The organism is Pseudomarimonas salicorniae (assembly GCF_023156535.1).
GTDB lineage: Bacteria > Pseudomonadota > Gammaproteobacteria > Xanthomonadales > Xanthomonadaceae > Pseudomarimonas > Pseudomarimonas salicorniae.
Genome location: NZ_JALNMH010000011.1, coordinates 139195 through 164260, shown reverse-complemented (window position 1 = coordinate 164260; position 25066 = coordinate 139195). Strand labels below are relative to the sequence as shown.

Here is a 25066-nt window from a genome sequence, read left to right as displayed (position 1 = left end):
GCCCCTCAACAGCCGCGCCCGCTTGGGCTATGGTTCCGTCCCGCCCGTCGCCGCTGACTGCATGCGTTCACCGCTTTCCTTCCTGGCCGAAGCCATCGCCCAGCGCCCGCTGCGGCTGGTGGTCGCGGTCTGCGCCTGGCACCTGCTGTTCTGGGTGCTGGCCCCGGCGCTGGGCTACCGGATGCTCCCGCTGGACACCCTCGAGCTGCTCGGCTGGGGCCAGGAATGGCAGCTCGGCTACTACAAGCATCCGCCGCTGGGGCCCTGGCTGGGCGAGGGTTTCCTGTTCCTGGCCGGCGGGCGGCTGGACTCGCTCTACCTGCTTGCCCAGCTCGGCATGCTGGTCACCTTCGTCTACGTCTACGCCACCGCACGGCTGTGGCTCGACCCGCTGCGCGCGGCGCTGGCCGTGGCCCTGCTGGAAGGCTCCTACTTCCACACCTACCTGACGCCGAACTTCAACATGAACAGCCTGCAGCTGCCGCTGTGGGCGGCGCTCGGGTACCACTTCCTGCGCGCGCTGCGCGAAGGCGGCACAGGCCACTGGCTGCTGTTCGGCGCGCTGGCCGCGCTGTGCCTGCTCAGCAAGTACTCGGGCCTGCTGCTGCTGGCGGCCTGCCTCGCCGCGTTCCTGCTCGATGCGCGCGGCCGTGCCCAGCTGCGTCGTCCCGGCCCGTGGCTGGCGGTCGTCGCCTGCCTGCTGCTGCTCGGCCCGCACCTCGCCTGGCTGGGCGAGTACTGGCGGCTGCCCTGGAACTACCTGCGCGGCTTCGGCAGCGCCGGGGCGGGCCTGTCGGCGCATCTCTTCGAACCGCTGCGTTTTGCGCTCGGCGCCCTGGCGGGCCTGCTGTTCTGCGCCATCCTCTGGCTGCCCCTGCGTCTGGCCAGTCGTCCGGCGCCGCCACCGGCGGATCGATGGCTGCTGGCCGCCCTGCTGTTCGGTCCGCTGCTGCTCAGCACACTGTACGGCCTCGCCACCGGCAGCCGCCTGAAGTCGACCTGGGCGTTTCCGTTCTTCAGCCTGATCGGGGTCTGGGCGATGCTGCGCATCCCGCCCGAGACTGCGCGCCGGCGGCTACCGGCTTTCCTGCTGGTGCTGGCCGGCGTGCTGGCCCTCACCTGCAGCATGCACCTGCTGTACAAGACCCGCTGGGGCGACTCCAAGACCCGCTTCGATGGCGCCATGCTGGCCGCCCAGGCCGAACGCTACTGGACAGCTCATGCCAACGGCCCGCTGCGCATCGTGATCGGCGACCACATCGACACCGCCATCGTGTCGAGCTATGCCGGCAGCCGGCCATCCATGCTGATCGAGGGCGATTTCACCCTGTCACCCTGGCTGCGCCCCGCCGACGTCGAAGCCTCAGGCGCGCTCTACGTCTGCCGACTGGGCAGCGTCTGCCCCAGCAGCTGGGAGGCCCGCCTCGGCGCGCGCCACGAGCGGGAGATCGAGGGCGAGCGCTTCGTCTTCGGCATCGTCCGCCCGGGCCCGCCCCCCGACTAGGGAGACTATGAACAAGTCCAGCGCCCCGCGCCGGAGGTTGTGCAGCCGGCCAGCAAGGCGCGCGGCGCAGGGCGTGGTGGTGCCACGGCCAAGACGCGCAACACAGCTGGATGGCTGCACAATCCCGGCCCGAAGGGTTGCCACGGTGTGCGCCCCCACCCGCGTTGGCCACCTTGAACGTGGCACCACCACGTCCCGCGGCGTCCGCCTTGGTGCGAACGCGCACCGTGGCAACGCGGGGCACGGGACTTATTCAGAGGCTCCCTAGGTTGCCGCCGCGCGCCGCGCCACCTATCTTGCCGCCGGTGAAGCCACGCCCAGCCCCCCCTCCCTACCCCAGGTTTGCTCGAAGCGCCGCCGTGCTCGGGTTGGCCGTGGTATGGACCCTCATCCTTGTTCCGCTGTGGCGCTCGGAGCTGCTCGCCCTGCTCTGGCGCACCTTGGGCGCGGCCGCGGTGGCGGGCGTCCTGCACCTGCTGGCCGATCGCTGGGGAGCCGCGCTCGCCGAGCGCACCCGGCGCGCGCTGCAGGCGATCCTCGTGCTGGCCGGCATTCCCGCGATGCTGCTGGTCTTCTACCTGCTCGACACCGGCCCGGGGCGGCCACCGCTCTGGCAGGACCTCGGCCGGCTCACCAGCCTGTACGTGCTGGCCATCACCGGCGTGCTGCTGGCTGGCATCGCCCTGCTGCTCGATGCCTGGCATCGCGCCCGCCAGCTGCGTCAGGCGCAACGCGCCATCGATGCGGCGGCGATCGAGCAGACCCAGCGCGAACTCAATGCCGCCCAACTGCGACTGCTGCGCGGCCACATCAAGCCTCAGCTCGTGTTGGACCTGATCGGCGAGGCGCGCGATCACCTGCGCCGCGGCTCGGCCGATGCCGACGCGCAGCTGGGACGCCTGCTGGAATACCTGCGCGGCGCCCTGCCCCGCCTCGAGGCACAGCGCAGCACGCTCGGCGCCGAGCTGGAGCTGGCCGGCGGCTACCTCTCGCTGATCTCCGAGCGCAGTGCCGGCGCGCTGAGCTGGCAGGCCGACATTCCCGAGGACATCCTCGAGACGGGCTGTCCGCCGCGGCTTCTGGTGGTGCTGGTCGAGCAGGCAGTGCGCCTCGGCATCGGCCTGCCCGATGGCCGCGGCCACGTCGACCTCTGGGCCCGCAGCGCCCGCGACCGCTGCGTGCTGCGCGTCGGCGACAGTGGAACCCTGGGTGAAGGGCGGCACGCGGCGATCGAGGCCCTGCGTCGACGCCTTGCGCTTACGGAAGGGGACAGCGTGCGCCTGCAATGCTGGCAGCGCGAGACCGGCGGCAGCGTGGTCGAGGTCGACTTCCCCTGCGAGCCCGAGACCGGCTAGCAGGGGAAGCGGCGGCCAGGGTCAGTAGCGCCGATGCTGGGCGTCATGCTTCTCGCTGGCAATGCGTGCGCTCTCGCGGTCCTGCATGTTCTCCAGGCGCTGACGCTCGTTACGGGTCACCACGCCATCAGCGCGGGCCACGGCCTGCGCCAGGTCGACACGCTGCTGGCCACGCTGCAGGCGCCGCGCCTCGGGACGGGTGAGTTCGCCGCTAGCCACGCCATGGGCGATGCGGGCCTCCTGGCGGTTCTCGCGGTGTTCGGTGCGCGAGCCGGCCTCGGCAGAGGTGGCGGAAAGGCACAGGACGGCGGCGGCTGACAGGGCAATGGTGATGATGCGCATCGGTCACTCCTCGGGTCACGGCGGATGGATCTCCGCCTTCATCCGCCACAACGCGCCGACGCCGCTCGCGGTTGACCCGGAACAGCGCGGCATCCGGCTGCGGTTCAGCCTGGCGGGGGCGATAGCGGCCACCGATCTCGTGGCTGGCCTCGCATGTCTGCAGCCCTTACCAGGCGGCAAACCGGCTAGGATCGGCCGCAGCACCGCCGTGATGCAGCCATGGAACCCCGAGCGTGATCCACCCGCACAGCCGCGAATTCGAAAGCCTCGCCGACGTGCAGCGCCTGCTGCTGCCCGACGCGCCGGAGATCCGCGGCCTCGACCACGCCGTGCACTATCAACCCGCCTTCATCGCCGCCGGCGACTACTACGACCTGATGCCGCTCAGCCGCTTCATGCCGGAGGGCTGGGCCGACCAGCACGGCGTTGACGCCTGGGGCGTGATGATCGCCGACGTCTCCGGGCACGGTCCCGCGGCGGCGATGGAGGCGGTGCAGTTCGACGCCATCCTGCGCACCTACCGTGGCGACGAACCGCCACAGGGCCCGGCCGGGGCCCTGACCTACGCCAACCGTCACTTCTTCTCGCGACGCCCGCGACGGCACTTCATGACCGTCTTCGCCGCCCTGCACCGCCCGGACCTGGCCCAGCTGCAGTGGTGCTCCGCCGGGCACCATGCCGCACTGCTGAGGCGGGGAAACGACGTGTTTAGGGTCGGCGAGGAGGGCGACATCCCGCTCGGCATCGACCGCGACTACCGCTTCTGCAACCGGGAGCAGGCCATCAAGCCTGGGGACGCGCTGGTGCTGTGCACGGATGGCGTACTCGAGGCCCGCGACAGCAGCGGCACGCCCTTCGGCCTGCATCGCGTCGAGGCCCTGCTGCGCCAAGCGCCGGACCCGGCATCGGCCATCCGCGACACCCTGGTCAACGCCCTGCACGCGCATCAGGGCGGCGCCGTCGGCGAGGATGACCAGACCCTGCTCGTGCTGCGCTGCCTGCCCGCGGCGGACTAGCCGGCCACCGCGCCGTCGCGCAGCTGCTCGAGCGTGACCACGCCCAGCGTGTTCAGGTGGGTGGACTCCAGCACCACGCGCGGCGCTGCCCCGGCGACGTAGGCCTCCTGCCAGCGCCGTGCGCACAGGCACCAGCGGTCGCCGGGCTTGAGTCCCGGGAAGGCGAACTCCGGCCGCGGCGTCGACAGGTCGTTGCCGGCCTGTCGCGAGAACTCGAGGAACTCGCTCGTCATCACCGCACACACCCAGTGCATGCCCGCATCGTGGGGATCGCTGCGGCAGCATCCATCGCGGAACCAGCCGGTCAACGGATCAAGACTGCAGGGCTGCAGCGGCGTACCCAGGACATTCAGCGCGCTCATCGACAAGGCTCGAACAGGATTGACCGCATGCTATCGCGGCGGCAGGCACGGGAAAAACCCGAGTGTCACATCCGCCCACTCGGCGTATGCGTAGAAGGACATGCCGCCTGTGGCGCAATGCAGTCCTGGAACCTTGAACCGCTTCACACTTTTCTGCGCGCTGGTCGCCGCCTCCCCCTTCTGCCTCGCCGCCAGCGCGCAGCCCGAGCCTGAGCTGGCCGAACTGATCGCCAGCCTGACCTCGCGGGAGGTCGCCGGCTGGCAGATCTCGAAGTCTGCGGACGGCAGCACGCGCATCGACACCGCGGACGGTTTCCAGCACGTGGCGCTGGCGGCCCAGGAGGGCGGCGACCTCCGCCTTGGCTGCGTAGCCAGCCTGGACGAGGCCAAGTCGTTCTTCGGTCGCGACCTGCGCACGGGCAAGGCGCTGGGCAGAGACCACGACTCCGACGAAGCTTTCCTTCACGAGACCGAGATCGCCGCCCGCCACGGCATGTCGCCTGCGGAGTACCGTTTCTACTCCGAGCTCATCAGCGGCTGGAAGTCGGGCGGCGCCAAGGCCGGCGCGACCATCACCATCGTCAACAACGACGGGGCGAACGAGGGCTTCAATTCCACCGCCGCCCAGCTTCTTCCGGCACCGGGCAATGACGGCAACGCCAACCTCGGCGCGCAGCGCCTTGCGCTGTTCGAGGCTGCCGCGGACATCTGGGCCGCCTTTCTCGACAGCGAGGTCACCATCCAGGTCGGGGCACAGTTCAATCCCCTGACGCCCTGCTCCACCTCGGGCGGCGTCCTGGGCAGTGCGGGTGCCGCCTCGCTTTACCAGACTTCCAATCCGAGCCTCGGCGTAGAGTTCACCAGCACGGTCTATCCGGTCGCGCTCTTCAGCAAGCAAAGACGAACCGACGTCGATCCCGGGGTCGACATCAACACCACCTTCAACTCCGACGTCGACGCCGGCTGCCTGGGCAGCGGCACGCGGTTCTATTACGGCCTCGACAACGCCACGCCCGGCGGAACGGTGAATCTGTTCGTGGTGCTGCTGCATGAGCTGGGACATGGACTGGGCTTTGCCAGCTATGCGAACTCGAGCGGCGCGCGGCCCGGAAACCTGCCTGATATCTGGGCTCGCTACCAGTACGACGCCACCAGCGGCAAGACCTGGGACCAGATGACCGATGGCGAACGTGCGGCCTCGGCGATCAACTTCGGCAACCTGTTCTGGAACGGCAGCAACGTGAAGCTGGCCGGCGACTACCTGAGCGCAGGCCGCGATGCCCCGAGTGGACGCGTGCAGCTGTATGCGCCGAACCCCTACGAGGGTGGCTCATCGGTCTCGCACTTCGCCAAGGTCGTGTCGCCCAACGTGCTGATGGAGCCCTCGATCAACGCCGGTCTATCCCTGGACCTCGACCTTACCCGCCAGCTGATGCGCGACATCGGCTGGTTCCGCGACAGCAATCTTGACGGCGTGGCCGACAGCATCGGCGATGTCTCGGTCGGCGGCGCGACGCTGGAGCCCGGCCAGATCACCACCATCAGCTGGACCCAGACCGCAGGCTTCGATCGCAACGTCACCATCGAGCTGTCGACCGATGGCGGCAGCACCTTTCCCACCCTGATCGCAGAGAACGTCGCCAATACCGGCAGCCGCAGCTGGACCGTGCCCAACACGCCCACCACCCAGGGCCGTGTGCGGGTCCGCGAGCACGACTTCGTGGCACCCGCCGGGGTCTCCGCCAGCAACTTCACCATCGCCAGCAATACCGCGCCCAGTTTCACGCCGGCGGCCGCGATCAGCCGGCAGCGCGGCAGCGTGGCCGGCGCTGCGGTCACCGTGGGCACGGTCAGCGATGGCGAGACCGCGGCCGGATCGCTCGGCGTTTCGGCCATCTCGGGTGGCAGCAGCAGCGGGATCAGCGCCAGCTCGGTCAGCAACAGCGCCGGCACGGTCAGCGCGGTGGTAACCGCAGCCTGCTCCGCCAGCGCCGGCACCCTGCGCTTCGAGGCCTCGGACGGGGCGCTGACCGGCACCGGCGATCTGCAGGTCAACCTGAGCAACAACACGGCGCCGACGCTCGGCTATCCGGACAGCAGCGTCACCGGCGGCGCGGGCGCTACCGTCAATCCGAATCTCGGCCCCAGCGACAACGGCAGCATCAACGCCCTGACCGTCCTCAGCCTCGGAACCTTCACCGGCAGCGCCTCGGTCAACGCATCGGGCGTGGTCACCCTCGGCAGTGCCGCGCCGGTGGGCACCCACACCCTGACCATCCGCGCCACCGACAACTGCTCCATCAGCACCGATGCCAGCATCAACCTGACCGTCGAGAACTCCGCCCCGCTCTTCGCGCCCTCAGCAGCCATCTCGCGTCAGCAGGGCAGTCCGGCCGGCCCGGCGGTCACTGTTGGCACGGTGAGCGATGCGCAGACCGCGGCCGGCAGCCTGGCGGTCAGCGCCATCGCTGGCGGCAGCGGCAGCGGCCTGCTGATCGGCTCGCCCGCCAATGCCGCAGGCACGGTCAGCGCCACGGTGGCCGCCAGTTGCACCGCAAGCACCGGCACCCAGCGTTTCCAGGTGAGCGACGGCGACCTCACCGGCACGGGCGACCTGCAGGTCAACGTCAGCGCCAATACGCCGCCTGTCCTCGCCTATGCCGGCACCAGCCTCGCCTTCGGCACCTCGGGCAGCGTGCTGCCCTCCACAGCGCCGAGCGACAACGGCAGCGTCGCCAGCCTTGTCGTCGCCTCCACCGGAAGCTTCACCGGCAGCGCCAGCGTGGATGCCAGCGGCGAGGTCAGCCTCGGCAATGCTGGCCCGGTGGGCGTACACACCCTGACCGTGCGCGCCACCGACAACTGCGGCGCCATCCACGACGCCACGCTGCAGGTGGAAGTGCCCAATTCGGCGCCTCAGTTCACCCCGGCCAGCGCGATCAGCCGCCAGCAGGGCAGCCCCGCCGGCGCCGCGGTAGCCGTCGGAACGGTCAGCGATGCGCAGACCGCCGCCGGCAGCCTTGTGGTCAGTGCGGTCCCGGGCGGCAGCGGCAGCGGCCTCGCGATCGGCAGCCCCGCGAACAGCGGCGGCAGCATCAGCGCCACGGTCGCGGCCGGCTGCTCGGCCACCCCCGGCACCCAGCGCTTCGAGGTCAGCGACGGCGATCTCTCCGGCACCGGCGACCTTCAGGTCAATGTCAGCGCCAATACACCGCCGACGCTGGGCTACGGCAACCGGAGCGTGGCGCTGGCCGGCAGCACCACCATCGCTCCCGCCAGCGGCCCCGCGGACAACGGCAGCGTCGCCGACCTGCAGATCCTGAGCACCGGCACGTACCTGGGCGGACTCAGCATCGATGGCGCTGGCGTCCTCAGCGTCTCCAATGCCGCCCCCGCCGGCAGCCACACCATCACGGTACGCGCCACCGACAACTGCGGCGCCGTGCGCGACGCCAGCTTCCAGCTCGGCGTGAGCCTCACCAACTCGCCCCCCAGCGTGACCCCGGCTGCGGGCATCGCCGTGCAGCAGGGCAGCCCGGCAGGGCCGGTGCTCCAGCTCGCCAGCGTCAGCGATGCCGAAACCGCGGCGGGCGATCTGACCGTGAGCCTGGGCAGCGGCGGTTCGGTCTCAGGCCTTTCCACCAGTGGCTTGCGCAACGACGAGGGTGCGGTGTCCGCCGTTCTTTCCGCGACCTGCTCGGCCAGCACCGGCACCCTGCAGCTCATCGCCGACGACGGCACGGACAGCGCCAGCGGACTGGTCGATATCGACATCCTCCCCAATACCGCGCCACAGGTCGGCCAGTACGCCGACCCGCTGGTGGTGCTGACGGGCAGTACGCTCAGCCTGCTGCCGGACAGCCTCGCCAGCGACAATGGCAGCGTTGATCTGGTCAGTGCGCTGGCCACCGGTTCGCCCGGACCGCTGAGTCCGGCCGGCAACGGCGGCGAGCTGCGGATCGAGGCGACCGGGTCGCCAGGCGCCTATCCGGTGGAGGTGCGGTTCCGCGACAACTGCGGCGCCGAGACCGTCCGCAGCTTCACCCTGCTGCTCACCGGCGCATCGATCTTCGCCAATGGGTTCGAAGCGCCTTGACGGCGGCCTGACGGCGATGCGGGCAGCCTGCACGCATGACCAGTCCATCGACGCCTCGCTCCGTGCTCGCCCTCGCAGGCTTTCTGGCCCTCAGCTTCGCCGCTGCGCTGGGCGGCGCGCTGTTTCCGCCGGACGAGGACTACGCCCGTCTGGTTCGCCCGTCCTTTGCGCCGCCGGGCTGGCTGTTCGGGCCGGTCTGGACCCTGCTCTACGTGATGATGGCGGTCGCTGCTTGGCGGGTATGGAGCAAGACTGGCGCCTGGTCTGCCCCGCTGCGCGCCTGGTATCTGCAGCTGACCCTCAATGCCGCCTGGACGCCGCTGTTCTTTGGCCTCGGCTGGCGAGGGGTCGCACTGCTCGAGATGGCCGTGCTGTGGGCGCTGATCCTGGCCACCGCCCTGCGCTTTCGCCCGCACTCGGGCCTCGCCTTCGGCCTGATGCTGCCTTACCTTGCCTGGGTCAGCTTCGCGTGGGTGCTGAACGGGGCATTCTGGTGGCTGAACCGATAGCTCCACTGCAGCGGACATCATGAGCGCGTCGGGCGACGCGCTCGACTGCCTGATCGTCGGGGCCGGCTTCAGCGGGCTTGCCATGGCACGCGCGCTGCAGCGGCAGGGCGGCCAGCGCTATCTGGTGCTTGAGAAGGCCGAGTTGCCCGGCGGCACCTGGCGAGACAACCGCTATCCGGGCGCCGCCTGCGACGTGCCCTCGCACCTGTACTCGCTCTCCGACGCGCCCAACGCGCACTGGACGCGGCTGTTTCCCAGCCAGGCCGAGATCCTCGGTTACCTGCGCGAGCTGGCCTCGCCGATCGAGCGTGAAGGGCGCCTGCGCTACGGCGAACGGGTGAAGGCAGCGCATTGGGATGCGCAGGAGGGTCTGTGGCAGGTGCGCTGCGCATCCGGCGCCATCTTCCGCAGCCGCGACCTGGTATTCGGCACGGGCGGGCTTCACCACCCCGCCTGGCCGGGGCTTCACGGCCTTGATGACTTCGCCGGCCCACTGCTGCACAGCGCGCGCTGGGACGCCGGGTTCAACCCGGCCGGCAAGCGGATCGGCGTCATCGGCAGCGGCGCCAGCGCGGTGCAGATCATCCCCGAGCTGGCTCGCGACGCAGCGGAACTGCACGTGGCGATGCGCACGCCGCCCTGGGTCCTGCCGCGCCCCGACCGTCGCTTTCCCGAGTGGCTGCAGGGCCGCTTCGCGGCATGGCCCTGGCTGCGCCTGGCCGTGCGCTCAAGCGTGTTCGTGCTGCTGGAGGTGCTGGCCCATGCGCTGATCCATCCGCGTACGGCCTTCTGGGCGCGCTGGCTAGGCAACCGGCTGCGCCGCCGTCAGGTTGCGGATCCGGCCCTGCGCGAGGCCCTGCGCCCCGACTATCCGGTAGGCTGCAAGCGGGTATTGTTCAGCAGCGACTTCTATCCCGCGCTGTGCGCCCCCAACACCACGGTTCACCGCGGGGCCATCGCGGCAATCGACGCCCGCGGCTGGCGCCTCGCCGATGGTCAGCGCGTCGATCTCGATGCGATCGTCTGCGCGACCGGCTTCGACCCGCTGCGCCTTCGCGAGGACATCGAGATCACCGGCCGGGACGGCCATTGCCTGTCCCGCGACTGGGCGGATCGACCGGCGGCGCACCTCGGCATCGGCGTGGCCGGCTATCCCAACCTGTTCTTTCTGCTCGGCCCCAATACCGCCCTGGGCCACAACTCGGTGCTGTTCATGATCGAAAGCCAGGTCCGCCACATCCAGGCCCTGCGCGCACTGCGGGCGCAGCGGGGCGCGGTGGCGGTCGAGCCGAAGGAAGAAGTTCAGCGCGCCTTTCTGCTCGGGCTCGACCGGCGCTTCAGCGGCACCGCCTGGAGCGCCGGCTGCACCAGCTGGTACGTTGATGCCCGGGGCCGCAACATCGCCCTCTGGGTCGGCCCGGCGCTGGCCTACCGCTGGCGCACGCGCACGCCGCGACCGGCGGACTATCTCTTCTCGGACGGGCCCGGGGAATCGGCCTGATCGCGCGGTCCCGGGCAAGAGCATTGAGGTCCGCGAAGGACGCGAAAGCCGCGAAGTCGGGCATCGATAGATTCATCAGCGCCCACAGCCATCATCGCTGCAGCGAAGCGCGTCCTGCCCCTTCCCTTGTGCGCAGCAGTGGCTCAGGCGGCGCAGCCGCCGTTGCCGCGAAGCGGCTAGACCCCGACTCCCCGCTCCCAGCTCCCGGCTCGTCGCAATCCCTCACACCATGGTGACACCAGCACCCCGCTCTGCCGGTAAGGTCTGCGGCCGTCCTTCACGCCAAGCGGAGCGTCCGATGTCGCAAGCCCGAGTCCTTCTGCTGTTCATTGCCCTGCTGCTGGCCGCATCGGCGGCTCAGGCGCAAAGGCAGATCGAGTTCGCCGACTACCAGCTGCCCGAGAGCGGCGCGCTGGCGATCAGCGTAGCCAAGGGCCTGCCCGACGGCGGCGCATTCGCCGAGCTGGATGCGCGGCTGGAGGGCGCGCTGCGCCGGGCAGCCAACACCGCGGGCTTCAGTGGTGACCGCGGCGTGGTGCTGAACCTGTTCGGCATCGGGGAGTTCGAACAGCTGATCGTGATCGGCACCGGTGTCGATCCGGTCGATGCCCGGCTGCTGGAGGACGTCGGCGGGCTGGTCGGCCAGCTCGGCCTGCTCAGCGCGGCGCCGCACCTCGACCTCGCCTGGAACATTGCCGACATTCCGGCTGCCGGTGCTCACCTCGCCTTTGGCGCCGAGCTCGGCCAGTACACCTTCCGCCGCTATCGCAGCCCGGCACCCGACGCGCCGAAGCTAGGCCAGGGCTCACTGCGCATTCTCGGGGCCGACCCGGCCGCCTCGCGCAAGTCATGGGAGGATGACTGGCAGCACGTCGCCAGCGGCGTGCGCTTTGCCCGCGACCTGGTCAGCGAACCGGCCAATGTCATCTACCCGGAGAGCTTCGTCGAGCGTACCCGCGAAGCGTTCCGCGGCCTCGACCGGGTCAGCATCGAGGTGCTCGACCAGGCCGCTATGGAGCGTCTTGGCATGGGCTCGATCCTCGCCGTCGGCCAGGGCAGCGCGCGTCCGCCGCGGCTGATGCTGGTCCGCTACCGGGGCGCCGCGGATGATGCCGAACCGCTGGCCTTCGTCGGGAAGGGGATCACCTTCGACACCGGCGGCATCTCGATCAAGGGCCGCGACAACCTGTGGCGGATGAAGTACGACATGAGCGGCGCGGCAGTGGTCACCGGGGCCGTGCTGGGCCTTGCCCGACGCGGCGCCGAGGTCAACGCGATCGCCGTGGCGGCACTGGCCGAGAACATGCCCTCGGGCAGCGCCGGCCGCCCGGGCGATGTCATCCGCACCCTGTCCGGCAAGACCTATGAGGTGATCAGCACCGATGCCGAAGGCCGCATGGTCCTGGTCGACGCGATCACCTACGTGCTGCAGCAGGACAAGCCGCAGGTGCTGGTCGATATCGCCACCCTGACCGGCTCGCAGGTGACCGCGGTCGGCGATGAATATGGCGGCCTGTTCACCCGCGACGAGTCCCTGGCGACCGCGCTGCAGCAGGCCGGGATGCGCAGCGGCGAGGAACTGTGGCGACTGCCCCTGCATCCGAGCTATGCCAAGGATCTGGAGTCGCCGATCGCCGACCTGCGAAACGGCGGCAGCAGCGGCAAGGCCGGAGCCGGCGTCGGCGCCTTCTTCATCGGCAGCTGGGTGCCCGAGGGCCAGGCCTGGGCGCATCTGGACATCGCCTCGATGGCCTGGCGCGACGACGCCCCCCTTCCCACCGTGCCGCTGGGCGCCAGCGGCTTCGGCGTGCGCCTGATCGACCGCTACGTCCGCGAACTTGCCCAGTAGGTCGGCCGTTCGGCGATCCAGCGCGGCAGGGCTATCCTGCGCACGGCCCCATCCCCTCGGAGACACCCCGCATGACGGCACGACCAATTGCCCGCCTCCTTCTCGGCCTCGCGGCCAGCCTCGCACTGCCCGGCGCGGGGGCGATGGAGATCCGCACGGCGGACGAGTTCGCCGTGCTGGCGCCGCGCGAGCGCGTGGCCGTCGAGAACCGCATCCTGCGCGAGCGCCTGGACACCCTCCTGCCCCGGCTGATGGCCGAGACGGAAATCGATCTCTGGCTGCTCATTGCCCGCGAGTACAACGAGGACCCGGTCTACTTCAGCCTGGTCCCGCAGCCCAGCTTCGCCGCGCGGCGCACCACGATGCTGGTTTTCCATCGCAAGGCCGACGGCAGCGTGGATCGCCTGTCGGTGAACCGGTATCCGCTGGGTGAGCCCTACGACACCGGCTGGTCGGGCGGCGATCTCGAGGCGCAATGGAAGGCCCTGGCCGAGCTGATCGAAGAACGTGACCCGGCGCGCATCGGCATCAACGTCTCCACCGACTGGGCGGTGGCCGACGGGCTGAGCCATGGCCTGCATCAGCAGCTCCTTCGCGCCCTGCCCGAGCGCCTGCACGCCCGCATCGTTCCGGCGGAACGCCTGGTGGTGCGCTGGCTGGAGACGCGAAGCGCCAGCGAACGGCAGCTCTATCCGCAGATCGTCGCCCTCGCCCGCGGGGTGATCGCCGAGGCCTTCTCCAACCGGGTGATCACGCCGGGGGCGACGCACACCGACGATGTCGCCTGGTACATCCGCCAGCGCTTCGAGGCCCTTGGCCTGCGCCCCTGGTTCATGCCCAACGTGAACCTGCAGCGAGCCGGCGGAGAGTGCGCGCAAGACGCCGACTTCTGCGGAGAGTCCGGCATCATCCAACGCGGTGATGTCCTCCACACGGACGTCGGCATCTGCTATCTCAAACTCTGCACGGATACGCAGGAGATGGGCTACGTGCTGCGCATGGGCGAGTCGGCGGTGCCGGCGGGCCTGCGCTCGGCGCTGGCCGAGGGCAATCGCTGGCAGGACCTGTTGACCGCGGAGTTCCGGACCGGCCGCAGCGGCAACGCGATCCTCGCCGCAACGCGTGAGGCCGCCGGCAAGGCCGGAATCGCCAGCACCACCTACACCCATCCGCTCGGATTCTTCGGCCATGCTCCGGGGCCGACCATCGGAATGTGGGACAACCAGGGACCCACCGCTGGCCAGGGCGACTGGCCGCTATATGCGGATACCGGCTACGCCATCGAGGGCAATGTACGCGTGGCGCTGCAGGAGTGGGACGGCCAGTTCGTACAGATCAAACTGGAGCAGAGCGCGCTCTTCGACGGAACGACCGTCCACTATCTCGCCGGGCGGCAGACCCACTGGCATGTCGTGCGCTGACGGGCCCGCTCGCTGCGCATCCGGGCTCGACCAGAGATGTCCGCCAAGCCAGCGCTGCTGATCGTCTGGCACAGCCAGACCGGCGCCTGTGAGCAGGCCGCGCGGGCGGTGGCCGAAGCAGCGCGGCAGGCAGGCGAGATCGAAGTGAACCTGCTTCACGCCGACCAGGCCGATGCCGCCGCGGCACTGGCCTGCTCGGCGGTCGTGGTGGTCGCCGCCGAGAACCTTGCCGCCCTCAGCGGCCGGATCAAGGACTTCTTCGACCGCAGCTACTACGGCCTGCTCGGGCGTGGCGAGGGTCTGCCCTTCGCGAGCATCATCTGCGCCGGCAGCGATGGCGAGGGTGCGCAGCGTCAGCTCGACCGCATCGCCCTCGGCCTGCGCTGGCGCCGCGTCGCCGAACCGATCCGACTGATGATGCACGCACAGACGCCCGAGGCGATCCTCGCGCCCAAGCAACTCACCGCCGAGCAGCGCGCAAGCTGCGAGGAATTGGGCCGGGCCCTGGCCGAGGGACTGGCGATGGGGATCTTCTGAGTCGAGACCGACGTCAGGCGGGCGGCGGAGGCGGCGGCGTTGGGGGGGGCGAGGCTGGGCTGGACCCCGCACCCTGCGTGCGGGCGCGCTTGGCGCGCTTCCTGCTCCGCTTCTTGCCACTGTCCGTGTCGTCGTCCTCGTCCTCCTCCGCGGCCTCGATCTCGCGCTGCATGGCCGGGAACAGCCAGCCGCCGAAGCGATACAGCCCCCACAGTGCGGCCAGCACCAGGCCGGCCTTGAACATACCGTGGCTGGAGAACATGAAGACCGGCCAGATCACGGACTGCACGAAGTTCATCAGCGACTCCATGCTGAAGCCGATCAGCCAGTCCTGCAGCAGCGAGCGCAGCAGCTGACCGCCCAGTTCGAACTCGCCCAGGGCCTCAAGCAGGTCGTGGACCTCCAGCTGGATGAAGCGACCCAGGCAGAGCAGGCCGTAGAAGCCCTGGCCACTTTGGGCAATCGAGGACCTCAGCCGCTTGCGCACACCATCGCCCAGCAGTTGCGAACGCGGATGCTGGAGCAGCATCAGTGCGGCGTATACCAGCAGGAAGCAGCCGACGAAGCCGGCCAGCCCCTCCTCCGGCAACAGGCCGGCGATGCCCAGGCCGAGCAGGGTCATGCCGACGAGCAGCATGCCCGCCACCAGCAGCGGCCACTCCTCGCGCGTGCCCTCGCCCAGCGCAACCACCCAGGCGGGTGTGGCCCCTCGCTCGCTCAACGCACCCTCTCCTCGATTCCCAAGCCCACCCCAAGACCGGGCAAGGCTGTCAAACGTGACCGGCGCGGGCAAGCGCGGGGCGCCGCCCGATGCCGGGACAGGTGCGAGAAGGGCGCAGCGTTCGCCTTCGCCACGGTCCAATTGCGGGAGGGGGCTTGCCCGCGACCGCAACGCTACAGAATCACCACAGACCGCGGCCAGTGCGGATCTCCAAGGTCGCGCCCGAGGACGCTCGCACAGAAGGCGCGGGCGTTCGAGGGCCGAGATGAAAGCGACCTTCGCGCCTGAGTCGCCCGCCCGCACGCACGCCACGCCCTTTCGCCGGGCACAAAAAAACCCCGGACGCGAACGCCCGGGGTTCTCTCCGCGCGGACGGCGAACCGTCCGCTGCGGCGGATCAGACCGCCTGGACCTGATCGGCCTGCAGGCCCTTCTGGCCCTTGGTCACCACGAAGCTGACCTTCTGGCCTTCCTGCAGCGAACGGAAGCCGGTGCCCTGGATGGCACGAAAGTGGACAAACACGTCTTCGCCGTTCTCACGGCTGATGAAGCCAAACCCCTTGGCGTCGTTGAACCACTTGACCGTACCGATCTGACGATCCGACATGATGATTGCTCCTGGAACGTGGTGAGAGTTTTAGACGGCGGGCTCCCTAAGCCCGTCGACGCTTTTCTGCTAGGACCCCATTGGGACGCGATCAACTGCGGCAGATCTGCTGACTCACCGCGCATCCGTCACGATGTAGTGTGACTGGCAAATAAAGCGCCCGCACGATAACCCAACCCTTCACCAAAAGAAAAGCCCGCGGCGTGCGGCTTCCGGTAGGATGCGCGCCCCGGACCCAAGGCTCGCCATGCCGCTTCTCAGCTTCAACCAGGTCGACTTCTCGGTCGGCGGCCCCCTGCTCCTCGACAAGGCCAGCTTTTCGATCGAGCGGGGGGAGCGCATCTGCGTGATCGGTCGCAACGGCGCCGGCAAGTCCACCCTGCTGAGGCTGATCGAGGGCGAGGCCGTCCCCGATGACGGCCAGATCGTTCGCGAGGACGGGCTGCGCGTCGCCCGCATGCGCCAGGAGGTGCCGGCGGGCCTGGCCGGCAGTGTCTTCGACGTGGTCGCCGACGGCGCCGGCGACCTCGGCCATGCATTGGCCGAATACCACCGCGTCAGCCACGCCGAACAGGTCGATGCCGCGGCGCTCGCGCGGCTCCATGAGCGCATCGACGCCGTCCAGGGCTGGACGCTGGAATCGCGCATCGAGGGCCTGCTGCAGCGGCTCGCCCTCGACGGCGATGCCGCCTTCGACGCGCTGTCCGGCGGCAGCAAGCGCCGGGTGATGCTGGCCCAGGCGCTGCTCGGCGAGCCTGACATCCTCCTGCTGGACGAGCCGACCAACCACCTCGACATCCCGTCGATCGCCTGGCTGCAGGAGTTCCTCGCCGGCTACGCGGGCTGCATCGTCTTTGTCACCCACGACCGCGCCTTCCTTCGCGCCCTGGCCACGCGGATCCTCGAGATCGACCGCGGCCAGGTCAGCAGCTGGCCGGGCGACTACGAGAACTACCTGCGCCGGCAGGAGGAGCGCGCCCATGCAGAGGCGCAGGCGAACGCCGAGTTCGATCGCCGTCTCGCCCAGGAAGAGGTCTGGATCCGCCAGGGCATCAAGGCCCGCCGCACCCGCAACGAGGGCCGCGTACGGGCGCTTGAGGCGATGCGCCGCGAGCGCGCCCAGCGCCGCGAGAAGGAAGGCCAGGCCCGACTGCGCGTGGCCGAGGCCGGTGCCTCCGGCAAGCGCGTGCTGCGCGCGATGGAGGCCGGCAAGCGCTATGACGGCCGCTGGGTCATCCAACCGTTCGACTTCACCCTGATGCGCGGCGACCGGGTCGGCATCGTCGGCCGCAATGGCGCCGGCAAGTCGACCCTGCTGCGCCTGCTGCTCGCCCAGGAGAAGCCCGATGCCGGAAGCGTCGAGCACGGCAGCGGCCTCGAGATCGCCTACTTCGACCAGCAGCGCGCCACCCTGCGCGAGGACTGGAACGCCCTCGACAACGTCGCCGAGGGCAGCGAGTACGTCGAGATCGGCGGCCGCCGCCAGCACGTGCTCGGCTACCTGCAGGACTTCCTGTTCTCCCCCGAGCGGGCCCGGGCGCCGATCACCCGCCTCTCGGGCGGCGAACGCAACCGCCTGTTGCTGGCCCGGCTGTTCGCCCGACCGTCCAACCTGCTGGTGATGGACGAGCCGACCAACGACCTCGATGTCGAGACGCTGGAACTGCTGGAAGAGCAGCTGGCCGCGTATTCCGGAACGGTGCTGCTGGTCTCCCACGACCGCGCCTTTCTGGACGCGGTGGTGACCGGCACGCTGGCCATCAACGACGCCGGTGAAGTCGAGGAGTTTGTCGGCGGCTACAGCGACTGGGAGCGCCAGGGCGGCGGCCTCGGTCGCCGCCATGCCCCGCCCGCACAGGCTTCCGCCGCGGCCGGCGCCGAATCGAAGCCGGCGGCCACGCTGCCCGCATCAACGCCCGAGCGGCGCAAGCTGAGCTACAAGGAGCAGCGCGAACTGGAGCAGCTGCCGTCTCGCATTGAAACGCTCGAGACCGAACTGGCCACGCTGCAGGCGACGATGAGCGAGCCGCAGTTCTTCCGCCAGTCCGGCGAACGCATCGCCGAAACCCAGGCCCGCCTGCAGGCGCTGCAGGGCGAGCTGGAGACCGCCTACCAGCGCTGGGAAGCCCTGGAGTCGGGCGGCTGATCACCCGGACAAGGAGGCCCCGATGCCCTACACCCCGATCCTCGCCACCCTGGGCTATGTCCTCTCGCCCGATCGCAGCCGCGTACTGCTGGTCCACCGCAATGCACGCGCCGACGACGCCCACCTCGGCAAGTACAACGGGCTGGGCGGCAAGCTGGAGGCCAACGAGGACGTTGCCGCAGGCATGCGCCGCGAGCTTCACGAGGAGGCCGGTATCGAGGTCATCTCGCTGCAGCTGCGCGGCACCCTCAGCTGGCCCGGCTTCGGCAAGCAGGGCGAGGACTGGTTCGGCTTCATCTTCCTGATCGACGGGTTCAAGGGCGAGCCGCCCGCGCGCAATGCCGAGGGCGATCTCGAATGGGTGCCCATCGAGGACATCGAGCGGCTGAATCTGTGGGAGGGTGACCGGCGGTTCCTGCCGCTGGTCTTCGACGGCGACCCGCGGCCCTTCCATGGCGTGATGCCCTATCGCGACGGACGTATGCAGGACTGGAAGGTCAGCCGGCTCTAGTGTCCTGTCCCGGAAGTGCGTTGTTGAAGTCGCGACGCGGATGCGTCGTCGAGGCAAGGCGCGAGAAGGAGGCATTGCAGCGCTTTGGCGAAGCCGACCGAGCGCAGCGAAGGCGTAGCGGGCAAAGCCCGCGCTGCTGCGCAGCGGCCGAACAACGCAGCATCGGCGGCGCAGACCGAGGAGAACGCCCTGCACTGGCTCGGCCCGGCCTTGCGCCGGACCGCGCGGGCGCCGCCTTCGCGGCACCCGCCGTCCTGGACTGACTTACTTGCGCTTGGCCGTTTTCTTGGCAGCCGCTTTCTTGGCCGCCTTCTTCGGCGCAGCCTTCTTGCCCGCCGCCGACTTGCCGGCCTTGCGGTTCTCGGCCAGCTTGGCCATCAGCACTTCACGATCGGTGGTGCGCAGTTCGCGCGCCAGGCAGGCCAGCTGGAAGGCCTTGCGCTTGCCGAAGGCCGAGCAGGAGAAGCGGACGGTACGGTCACGGCCGTTCTCGCGCCACGAGGCGACGTAGGATTCACGCGGCTCGCCCGCCGCGTCGGTGCCCTCACGGGCCAGGCGCACGCCGACCACGCCGCTGCTGTTGCGGACGCTCATCGCGCCTTCCGAGGTTTTCGGCGGCGGCAGCGTGGCAGCCAGCTCGGAGTAGCGGTCGCGCGCAGCGCGCTGCGAGGCGCGCTTGCCACCATAGGCGGCGTCCGAGAAGAACTCCTGGATGAAGGTGTCGCCGCGACGGATGCGCATCAGCCAGCCGACCGCGCCGTTGGCGGGGCGATCTACGCGGGATGCTCCAGTGGGTTTTGAACGGGCCATGATCCCTCCTCCTGTTTTCGCTTTAGGGCAGATGTCGCTCCGGGTCCGGAGCCCCCGAGCGATTCGTTGCCGCTCGGTGAATCCACATGCTATTCCTATTCGAGAACCCCACACTGGGGGAATTCCCTAGACACAGGGAAACGAGCGGCTAAGAAAGATCCTAGTGTCCGAGTAAGCGTCGAAATGGAGTGTTTTTTCCCTTTCGGGGCAACCACTTGCTCAGCAACGCGCACGAGCGGCACTCCCCGGTAGGGAAAATCCCTTGGGTTCGCCCGGAATACCCGCCTGGAATGCCCACCACCCGGAATTCACGCCTTGCCCACCCCGAGTGCGCGGCTACAATGCCGGACCCCCCGCTCTCCCGGTGTCCGATGCTGCAGATTCAAGCCGCCCGAACACGCCAGCCCAGCAGCCGGCGCATTGGTCTTGCCATCGCGGGCGGCGGACCCATCGGCGGAATGTACGAACTGGGCACACTGCGCGCCCTGGAGGAGGCCATCGAGGGCCTCGACCTGACCAGCCTCGACGTATATGTCGGTGTCAGCTCAGGCGCCTTCCTCGCCTCGGGCCTTGCCAATCGGATGGACACCGCGGCAATGACCCGGGTGTTCATCACCGGCGATCGCGACGACGCCCAGTTCCACCCCGATGCGTTCGTGCGCCCGGCGTTCTGGGAGTACGCGAGGCGGGCGCTGTCCTTCCCGCGCCATCTGGTCCGCTGGTGGCGCGACATCCTGCTCGACCCGGGCAGCGCGAACCTCAATGCGGCGCTGTCCCGCCTGGGCGCCCTGGTTCCGGCCGGCCTGTTCGACAACGACGAGATCGGCCGCTTCCTCGCCGACGCCTTCTCCCGGCACGGCCGGACCAACGATTTCCGCGAGCTGCGCCGCAAGCTGCGCGTTGTCGCGGTCGACCTCGACAACGGCGAAGCGGTGCGCTTCGGCGAGCATGGCTGGGATGACGTGCCGATCTCGCGTGCGGTGCAGGCCAGCGCCGCGCTGCCAGGCCTCTACCCGCCGGTGCCGATCCGCAACCGGCAATTCGTTGACGGGGCCCTGCGCCGTACCATGCATGCCTCGATCGCACTGGAGGAAGGCGTCGACCTGCTGATCGGGCTCAATCCGCTGGTGCCCTTCGATGCCAGCATGGCCCGCGCCCACGGCAAGCATCCGGAAAGCCTGGTCGAAGGCGGCCTGCCGGTGGTGCTCTCGCAGACCTTCCGCACCCTGCTGCAGTCGCGGGTCCAGGTCGGTATGGCCAAGTACGCCCACCAGTACCGCGAAGTCGACCAGCTGCTGCTGGAGCCGAATCCCGACGACGCCGAGATGTTCTTCACCAGCGTCTTCAGCTACAAGTCCCGGCGCCGCGTCTGCGACCACGCCTACCGGGCGACCCTGTCCGACCTCAGGGCGCGACGGGCCCAGCTGGCGCCGATCCTTGCGCGGCACGGGCTGCGCTTCCGCGACGAGGTGCTCGATGACGAACAGCGCGGCGCGTTCGACAGCCTGACCCAGCAGCGCCGCCGGCATACGAACACGACTGCCCGGCTGCGCCGCGCCCTGGACGACGTCGAGACCCTTGTCTCCTCGCGTCAGCGTGGCCGCCGGCGCCGCATGCGCGGCTAGCCCGCCCCCAAGGCAAGTCCGCGGCGGCGCTTGCCAAGCACGCCAGCGCCTGCCGCGCGCGCCGATCCGCAACCCGGGGCGCCCACCCGAGAGTCTTCGAGCGAACGCCGGCCGCGCGTTGCCACCGTGAGCGAGCGCAGCGAGGCGCGCGCCTTGCTGGCCGGCTGCACAACATCCGGCGCGGGGCGCCGAAGCTCTTCGGCGTCTCCCTAGTGTGAATATTCTAGTTGCGACGCGCAGACTGGCCCCACGTCGCCGGCAGCCGCGAGAGCTGCCCACACACCGCATCAGGAGGGACAACGCATGGCCAAGCTCAAGTCGAAGACCAAGTCCAAGCCGGCCGCCAAGGGCGCCGGCAAGTCGTCGGTGAACCTGCAGGCCAAGGCCGAGGGTCTGTCGAAGTCGATCATGGAGTCCGCCCAGCAGATCTGGCTGGCCGGCATGGGTGCCTTCGGTCGCGCCCAGGAAGAGGGCACCAAGCTGTTCGAGACCCTGGTCAAGGAAGGTCAGAACCTCGAGAAGCACACCCGCAAGATCGCCACCGGCAAGGTGGACGAGGTGCGCGGCAAGGTCGAGAAGAACGTCGGCCAGGTGCGCGAGCGCGCTTCCGATACCTGGGACCGCCTCGAGAAGGTGTTCGAGGAGCGCGTGCAGCGCGCCCTGAACCGCCTTGGCGTACCGTCCCGCGAGGACCTGCAGGGCCTGTCCAAGCGCGTCGACCAGCTCAACGCCGAGCTGCGCAAGCTGAGCGCCAAGCCGGCTGCCCCGGCCAAGCCGAAGTCGGTGAAGAAGGTCGCTCCGGCCAAGGCTGCCAAGCCGGCTGCCAAGAAGGCCAAGCCCGCCGCCGCCCCGGCTGCTCCGATCCAGGACGCTACCGAGTAAGCCCCGCTACAACCGGGCGCGCACGGCGCGCCCAAGCTTGACGCCCGCCAGTCCGCACGAAATGCCGTTAGCTCCCTCCCCTACGGCCTTTCGGACTGGCGGGCTTCTTCTTTTCCGGCCTCGGAAAGAACCGGCGCGTACCGGGAGTCGCCAGCTTCAGGGCCACGCACTGCGCCGCGCGCCCAGCGTTTAGCGCCGACCTACGGGACTCCCCTGCCGCCACGCCCTCGAACCGGGCATGCTCCGTGTCGGAGCGCTCAGCGCGCCCCTCAGGACAAGGCTGGACGAGTCCACGGCCGGTCGCCCGTGCGCGGTCCGCGGCAGATCCAAGGCGTTGTGGTCGCGGGCAAGACCGCCGCTGCCGGCGGCTTCGTTGGGAAGATGACGCAGATGCGCGTCTAGGGCGCGAACAAGAGATGCATAGGGTGCGGCTTGCCGCACCGGGCATACCGTCCGAACGGCCGTATCGGTCCGCCAAGGAACAGCCTGTGGGGCTTCGCTGACGCCCAACAAAGCCCGACTGTGGGAGTGCGACCGCGAGACGCGCTCTGGCCTCGGTCTGTGGGGAATCCGATACGCCGCGGTCGCGCCCAAGGGCACTCCCACGACTTGACTGCGGCAAGGCCTGCTTTGCGGCGCGAACCGGACCTTGCAACGCCATTGCTGTAGGAGCCAGCTTGCTGGCGATCGTCCCTTCCGGGGCGCCTATCGCCAGCAAGCTGGCTCCTACAAGCGGATTTTGCGGAAGTCTTCTTTGCGCGCGAGCGGCATTCCGACACGATGCCCGGGAGCACCGTGCCGGACACAATGGCCTACCAGTGCACGCCGCGCATCAGGGCGGCGAAGGCGATCTGTTCGCTGGAGGCCTGGCCGTCACCGCCCTTCTCGCCCTTGGCTGCGGCGGAGTCGGGGAAGAGGGTGAAGGCGGTGTTCATCACCACCTCGTAGGCCTTCGGCGCGAGCGCGTTGAGCACGGCGGCGAAGATGCCCAGACGCGTGGCGATGCGGCTCGGGCGCTCGAGGATGGCCTGGCAGATCATGTCGGCGGCCTCATCCGGAGTCAGGGTCGGCACGCTGTCGTAGATCTTGGTCGGGCCGATCATCTTGGTCCGCACCAGCGGCATGTTGATCGTGGTGAAGGCGATGTTGTTGCCGCTGAACTCGGCCTGGGCGCAGCGCGAGAAGGCATCCAGCGCCGCCTTGGAGGCCACATAGGCCGAAAAGCGCGGCGAACTGGCCAGCACGCCGATCGAGGAGATGTTGATCACGTGGCCGCGGCGACGCTCGGTCATCGAAGGGAGGAAGCCCATGATCAGGCGCAGCGAGCCGAAGTAGTTCAGCTGCATGGTGCGCTCGAAGTCGTGGAAGCGGTCGTAGGACAGCGCGATCGAGCGGCGGATGGAGCGCCCGGCGTTGTTCACCAGCACGTCGACACCGCCGTGGTCCTTCAGAACCGCCTTGACCAGGGCGTCGCAGGATTCCATCTCGGACAGGTCGGCCGTGTAGGCGTGCACCTCGCCACCGGCCTTGCGCAGGGCGTCGCGGGCGGCCAGCAGCTTGTCCTCGGTGCGGGCGACGATGATCGTCTTGGCGCCGGCGGCGGCGATCTTTTCCGCGGCGGCATAACCGATGCCGTCCGAGCCGCCGGTGATCAGCACGACCTTGCCTTCCACGCGGGAGCGCAGCGATCGGTCCTGGAACAGCGCCGGATCCAGATGGCGCTCCCAGTAGTCCCACAGGCGCCAGGCGTAGTCCTCGAGCGGCGGGACGGCGATCTTCGAGCCCTTCAGCGCACGCTCCGTCTCGCGAGAGTCGAAGCGGGTCGGATAGGTGATCAGCTTGAGCACCTCCGGCGGAATGCCGAGGTCCTTGAGCACCATGCGGGTGAAGCGCTTGATCGGCGGCAGGCTGGTGACCGCCGCGCGGATCGGCAGCGGCACGAAGGCGAACATGCGCGCATCCAGGCGCATGGTCATCTCCGGCGCGTGGCCGGCACGGGCGAACATGTTCAGCACCTCGCCCACCCGCTTCGGGTCCGGGTCGGTCAGATGGAAGCAACCGCCGTCCAGACCCGACTTGTGGGCGATGTGGTCCATCGCGTTGGCGACGAAGTCGACCGGCACCAGATTGATCCGGCCACCCTCGATGCCGAGGATCGGAACCCACGGCGGCAGCGTCTCGCGGAGCTTCTTCAGCAGAGTGAAGAAGTAGTACGGCCCGTCGATCTTGTCGATCTCGCCGGTCTGGCTGTGGCCGACGACGATGCCCGGGCGGTAGATCCGGTAGGGGATCTTGGTGCACTCCTCGCGAACGACCTTTTCGGAGTCGTGCTTGGTGGCGAAGTACGGGTTGTCGAGGTCTTCGGCCTCCTCGAACATGTCCTCGCGGAAGGTGCCGGTGTAGAGGCCGGCCACCGCGATCGAGCTGGTGTGGTGGAAGCAGCGCGCCTTGACCGCCTCGGCGAGTTGCACCGCGTGCCGGGTGCCTTCGACATTGGCCACCTTCTGACTGGCCGCGTCGGCCGACAGGTCGTAAATGGCGGCAAGGTGGAAGAAGTGGTCGACCTTGCCGGTCAGCGATTTGATCTGTGCGGCACTGAGGCCAAGCTTGGGCTTGGAGAGGTCACCGGGCACGGCCACCACGCGCTTGCTGTCCCAGCCCATCTTCTCGACCAGGGCGGTCAGCTTCTTCTGCGAGCCCTTGCGCACCAGCACGTGCACCGTGCCCTTGCGCTTGAGCAGGTTGCTGACCAGAAAACGACCGATGAAGCCGGTGGCGCCGGTGACGAAGTAGCTCATGCCGATCCCCTTTCCTTGCCTGCGTTGCGGATGCCGGGCGGGCAACCCCTGCCGACCGACGAATGCGTGTAAAGATAGCCCGGTGCCGGCTCCAAGCCTAGCCCGGCTGCGACACCGTGTCCGGCCATGGGCGGCGGGTTCCGCCTCGCGTTGACCCGTCACGAAGGCGCGTGCTATCACAGGCGCCCCGATCACGCCGCATGCGGAGTGCGTACATGTCCGACCTCAATGCCCAGTTCGAGCAGGCCGCCGAAGACATCAAGAAGCTGGAGGAGCGTCCGGACAACGACACCCTGCTCAAGCTCTACGCGCTCTACAAGCAGGGCTCCGAGGGTCCGGTGAACGGCCCCAAGCCCGGCTTCTTCGACTTCGTCGGAACGGCCAAGTACGAGGCATGGGCCAAGCTCGGCGACATGAGCCAGGAGGACGCACAGAAAAAGTACGTCGCGCTGGTCAAGAAACTGACCGGTTGAG

The 25066-nt window shown here is 69.2% G+C and carries 20 protein-coding genes; 14 read left to right on the top strand and 6 right to left on the bottom strand.

Features of this window, described 5'->3' with window-relative positions:
* Positions 1-61: 61 nt before the first annotated feature.
* Both M0G41_RS13895 and M0G41_RS13890 read left to right on the top strand, forming a co-directional pair.
* A complete protein-coding gene (locus M0G41_RS13895; protein ID WP_248210383.1) occupies positions 62-1504 on the top strand; it encodes a glycosyltransferase family 39 protein in 1443 nt (480 codons plus the stop codon).
* Positions 1505-1878: 374 nt separating this feature from the next.
* On the top strand, positions 1879-2859 hold the full coding sequence (locus M0G41_RS13890; protein WP_248210382.1) for a LytS family sensor histidine kinase: 981 nt from the start codon (positions 1879-1881) through the stop codon (positions 2857-2859).
* Between the two features lie 21 nt (positions 2860-2880).
* On the opposite strand, the gene M0G41_RS13885 is transcribed toward M0G41_RS13890, so the two are convergent.
* Positions 2881-3201 (bottom strand): hypothetical protein, encoded by a 321-nt coding sequence (locus M0G41_RS13885; RefSeq protein WP_248210380.1) that lies wholly within the window; start codon positions 3199-3201, stop codon positions 2881-2883.
* 233 nt (positions 3202-3434) lie between these two features.
* On the opposite strand from M0G41_RS13885, the gene M0G41_RS13880 reads away from it, so the two are divergent.
* The gene (locus M0G41_RS13880) at positions 3435-4217 is read left to right on the top strand and encodes a PP2C family protein-serine/threonine phosphatase (protein WP_248210378.1); all 783 of its coding nucleotides are present in this window, start codon (positions 3435-3437) and stop codon (positions 4215-4217) included.
* Here M0G41_RS13880 and M0G41_RS13875 read toward each other — a convergent pair.
* Positions 4214-4579 carry a DUF2237 family protein gene (locus M0G41_RS13875; protein WP_248210377.1) on the bottom strand — a complete coding sequence of 122 codons (366 nt, stop codon included), beginning with the start codon at positions 4577-4579 and terminating at the stop codon, positions 4214-4216. The genes M0G41_RS13880 and M0G41_RS13875 overlap by 4 nt on opposite strands.
* Before the next feature lie 133 nt (positions 4580-4712).
* On the opposite strand from M0G41_RS13875, the gene M0G41_RS13870 reads away from it, so the two are divergent.
* The 6 genes from M0G41_RS13870 (at position 4713) to M0G41_RS13845 (ending at position 14492) form a co-directional block, all read left to right on the top strand.
* Entirely contained in the window at positions 4713-8675 is a 3963-nt protein-coding gene (locus tag M0G41_RS13870) for a beta strand repeat-containing protein (RefSeq protein ID WP_248210376.1), read from the top strand.
* Positions 8676-8737: 62 nt separating this feature from the next.
* Entirely contained in the window at positions 8738-9184 is a 447-nt protein-coding gene (locus tag M0G41_RS13865; RefSeq protein WP_248210375.1) for a TspO/MBR family protein, read from the top strand.
* A 19-nt stretch (positions 9185-9203) separates the two neighbouring features.
* Positions 9204-10685 (top strand): flavin-containing monooxygenase, encoded by a 1482-nt coding sequence (locus tag M0G41_RS13860; RefSeq protein WP_248210374.1) that lies wholly within the window; start codon positions 9204-9206, stop codon positions 10683-10685.
* Positions 10686-10983: 298 nt separating this feature from the next.
* Positions 10984-12534, top strand: coding sequence for a leucyl aminopeptidase (locus tag M0G41_RS13855; RefSeq protein ID WP_248210373.1), 1551 nt, complete (start codon positions 10984-10986; stop codon positions 12532-12534).
* 71 nt (positions 12535-12605) lie between these two features.
* Positions 12606-13955: a M24 family metallopeptidase gene (locus M0G41_RS13850; protein WP_248210372.1), complete on the top strand. Its 1350-nt coding sequence runs from the start codon at positions 12606-12608 to the stop codon at positions 13953-13955.
* Positions 13956-13991: 36 nt separating this feature from the next.
* Positions 13992-14492, top strand: a complete 501-nt coding sequence (locus M0G41_RS13845) for a flavodoxin family protein (protein ID WP_248210371.1) — start codon at positions 13992-13994, stop codon at positions 14490-14492.
* A gap of 13 nt (positions 14493-14505) precedes the next feature.
* Here M0G41_RS13845 and M0G41_RS13840 read toward each other — a convergent pair whose 3' ends face one another.
* Together M0G41_RS13840 and M0G41_RS13835 are read right to left on the bottom strand one after the other, a co-directional pair.
* On the bottom strand, positions 14506-15213 hold the full coding sequence (locus M0G41_RS13840) for a hypothetical protein (protein ID WP_248210370.1): 708 nt from the start codon (positions 15211-15213) through the stop codon (positions 14506-14508).
* A 397-nt stretch (positions 15214-15610) separates the two neighbouring features.
* Positions 15611-15820, bottom strand: coding sequence for a cold-shock protein (locus M0G41_RS13835; RefSeq protein WP_248210369.1), 210 nt, complete (start codon positions 15818-15820; stop codon positions 15611-15613).
* 247 nt (positions 15821-16067) lie between these two features.
* Here M0G41_RS13835 and M0G41_RS13830 point away from each other — a divergent pair, with 247 nt between their 5' ends.
* Together M0G41_RS13830 and M0G41_RS13825 are read left to right on the top strand one after the other, a co-directional pair.
* The gene (locus M0G41_RS13830; RefSeq protein WP_248210368.1) at positions 16068-17966 is read left to right on the top strand and encodes an ATP-binding cassette domain-containing protein; all 1899 of its coding nucleotides are present in this window, start codon (positions 16068-16070) and stop codon (positions 17964-17966) included.
* Between the two features lie 22 nt (positions 17967-17988).
* Positions 17989-18477, top strand: coding sequence for an NUDIX hydrolase (locus tag M0G41_RS13825; protein WP_248210367.1), 489 nt, complete (start codon positions 17989-17991; stop codon positions 18475-18477).
* 264 nt (positions 18478-18741) lie between these two features.
* Here M0G41_RS13825 and M0G41_RS13820 read toward each other — a convergent pair whose 3' ends face one another.
* Positions 18742-19287, bottom strand: coding sequence for an AP2/ERF family transcription factor (locus tag M0G41_RS13820; protein ID WP_248210365.1), 546 nt, complete (start codon positions 19285-19287; stop codon positions 18742-18744).
* Between the two features lie 341 nt (positions 19288-19628).
* On the opposite strand from M0G41_RS13820, the gene M0G41_RS13815 reads away from it, so the two are divergent.
* Positions 19629-20912, top strand: coding sequence for a patatin-like phospholipase family protein (locus M0G41_RS13815; protein WP_343226493.1), 1284 nt, complete (start codon positions 19629-19631; stop codon positions 20910-20912).
* 303 nt (positions 20913-21215) lie between these two features.
* Positions 21216-21794: a phasin family protein gene (locus tag M0G41_RS13810; RefSeq protein ID WP_248210362.1), complete on the top strand. Its 579-nt coding sequence runs from the start codon at positions 21216-21218 to the stop codon at positions 21792-21794.
* Between the two features lie 812 nt (positions 21795-22606).
* Here M0G41_RS13810 and M0G41_RS13805 read toward each other — a convergent pair.
* Positions 22607-24592 (bottom strand): SDR family oxidoreductase, encoded by a 1986-nt coding sequence (locus tag M0G41_RS13805; protein ID WP_248210361.1) that lies wholly within the window; start codon positions 24590-24592, stop codon positions 22607-22609.
* 215 nt (positions 24593-24807) lie between these two features.
* On the opposite strand from M0G41_RS13805, the gene M0G41_RS13800 reads away from it, so the two are divergent.
* Positions 24808-25065, top strand: a complete 258-nt coding sequence (locus M0G41_RS13800; RefSeq protein WP_248210360.1) for an acyl-CoA-binding protein — start codon at positions 24808-24810, stop codon at positions 25063-25065.
* The last annotated feature ends 1 nt before the right edge of the window (position 25066 follow it).

Coding starts and splice junctions, on each gene's coding strand:
- M0G41_RS13895 (WP_248210383.1), top strand. CDS start 62: ATGCGTTCACCGCTTTCCTTCCTGGCCGAAGCCATCGCCCAGCGCCCG.
- M0G41_RS13885 (WP_248210380.1), bottom strand. CDS start 3,201: ATGCGCATCATCACCATTGCCCTGTCAGCCGCCGCCGTCCTGTGCCTT.
- M0G41_RS13875 (WP_248210377.1), bottom strand. CDS start 4,579: ATGAGCGCGCTGAATGTCCTGGGTACGCCGCTGCAGCCCTGCAGTCTT.
- M0G41_RS13860 (WP_248210374.1), top strand. CDS start 9,204: ATGAGCGCGTCGGGCGACGCGCTCGACTGCCTGATCGTCGGGGCCGGC.
- M0G41_RS13855 (WP_248210373.1), top strand. CDS start 10,984: ATGTCGCAAGCCCGAGTCCTTCTGCTGTTCATTGCCCTGCTGCTGGCC.
- M0G41_RS13850 (WP_248210372.1), top strand. CDS start 12,606: ATGACGGCACGACCAATTGCCCGCCTCCTTCTCGGCCTCGCGGCCAGC.
- M0G41_RS13845 (WP_248210371.1), top strand. CDS start 13,992: ATGTCCGCCAAGCCAGCGCTGCTGATCGTCTGGCACAGCCAGACCGGC.
- M0G41_RS13835 (WP_248210369.1), bottom strand. CDS start 15,820: ATGTCGGATCGTCAGATCGGTACGGTCAAGTGGTTCAACGACGCCAAG.
- M0G41_RS13830 (WP_248210368.1), top strand. CDS start 16,068: ATGCCGCTTCTCAGCTTCAACCAGGTCGACTTCTCGGTCGGCGGCCCC.
- M0G41_RS13825 (WP_248210367.1), top strand. CDS start 17,989: ATGCCCTACACCCCGATCCTCGCCACCCTGGGCTATGTCCTCTCGCCC.
- M0G41_RS13820 (WP_248210365.1), bottom strand. CDS start 19,287: ATGGCCCGTTCAAAACCCACTGGAGCATCCCGCGTAGATCGCCCCGCC.
- M0G41_RS13815 (WP_343226493.1), top strand. CDS start 19,629: ATGCCGGACCCCCCGCTCTCCCGGTGTCCGATGCTGCAGATTCAAGCC.
- M0G41_RS13810 (WP_248210362.1), top strand. CDS start 21,216: ATGGCCAAGCTCAAGTCGAAGACCAAGTCCAAGCCGGCCGCCAAGGGC.
- M0G41_RS13805 (WP_248210361.1), bottom strand. CDS start 24,592: ATGAGCTACTTCGTCACCGGCGCCACCGGCTTCATCGGTCGTTTTCTG.
- M0G41_RS13800 (WP_248210360.1), top strand. CDS start 24,808: ATGTCCGACCTCAATGCCCAGTTCGAGCAGGCCGCCGAAGACATCAAG.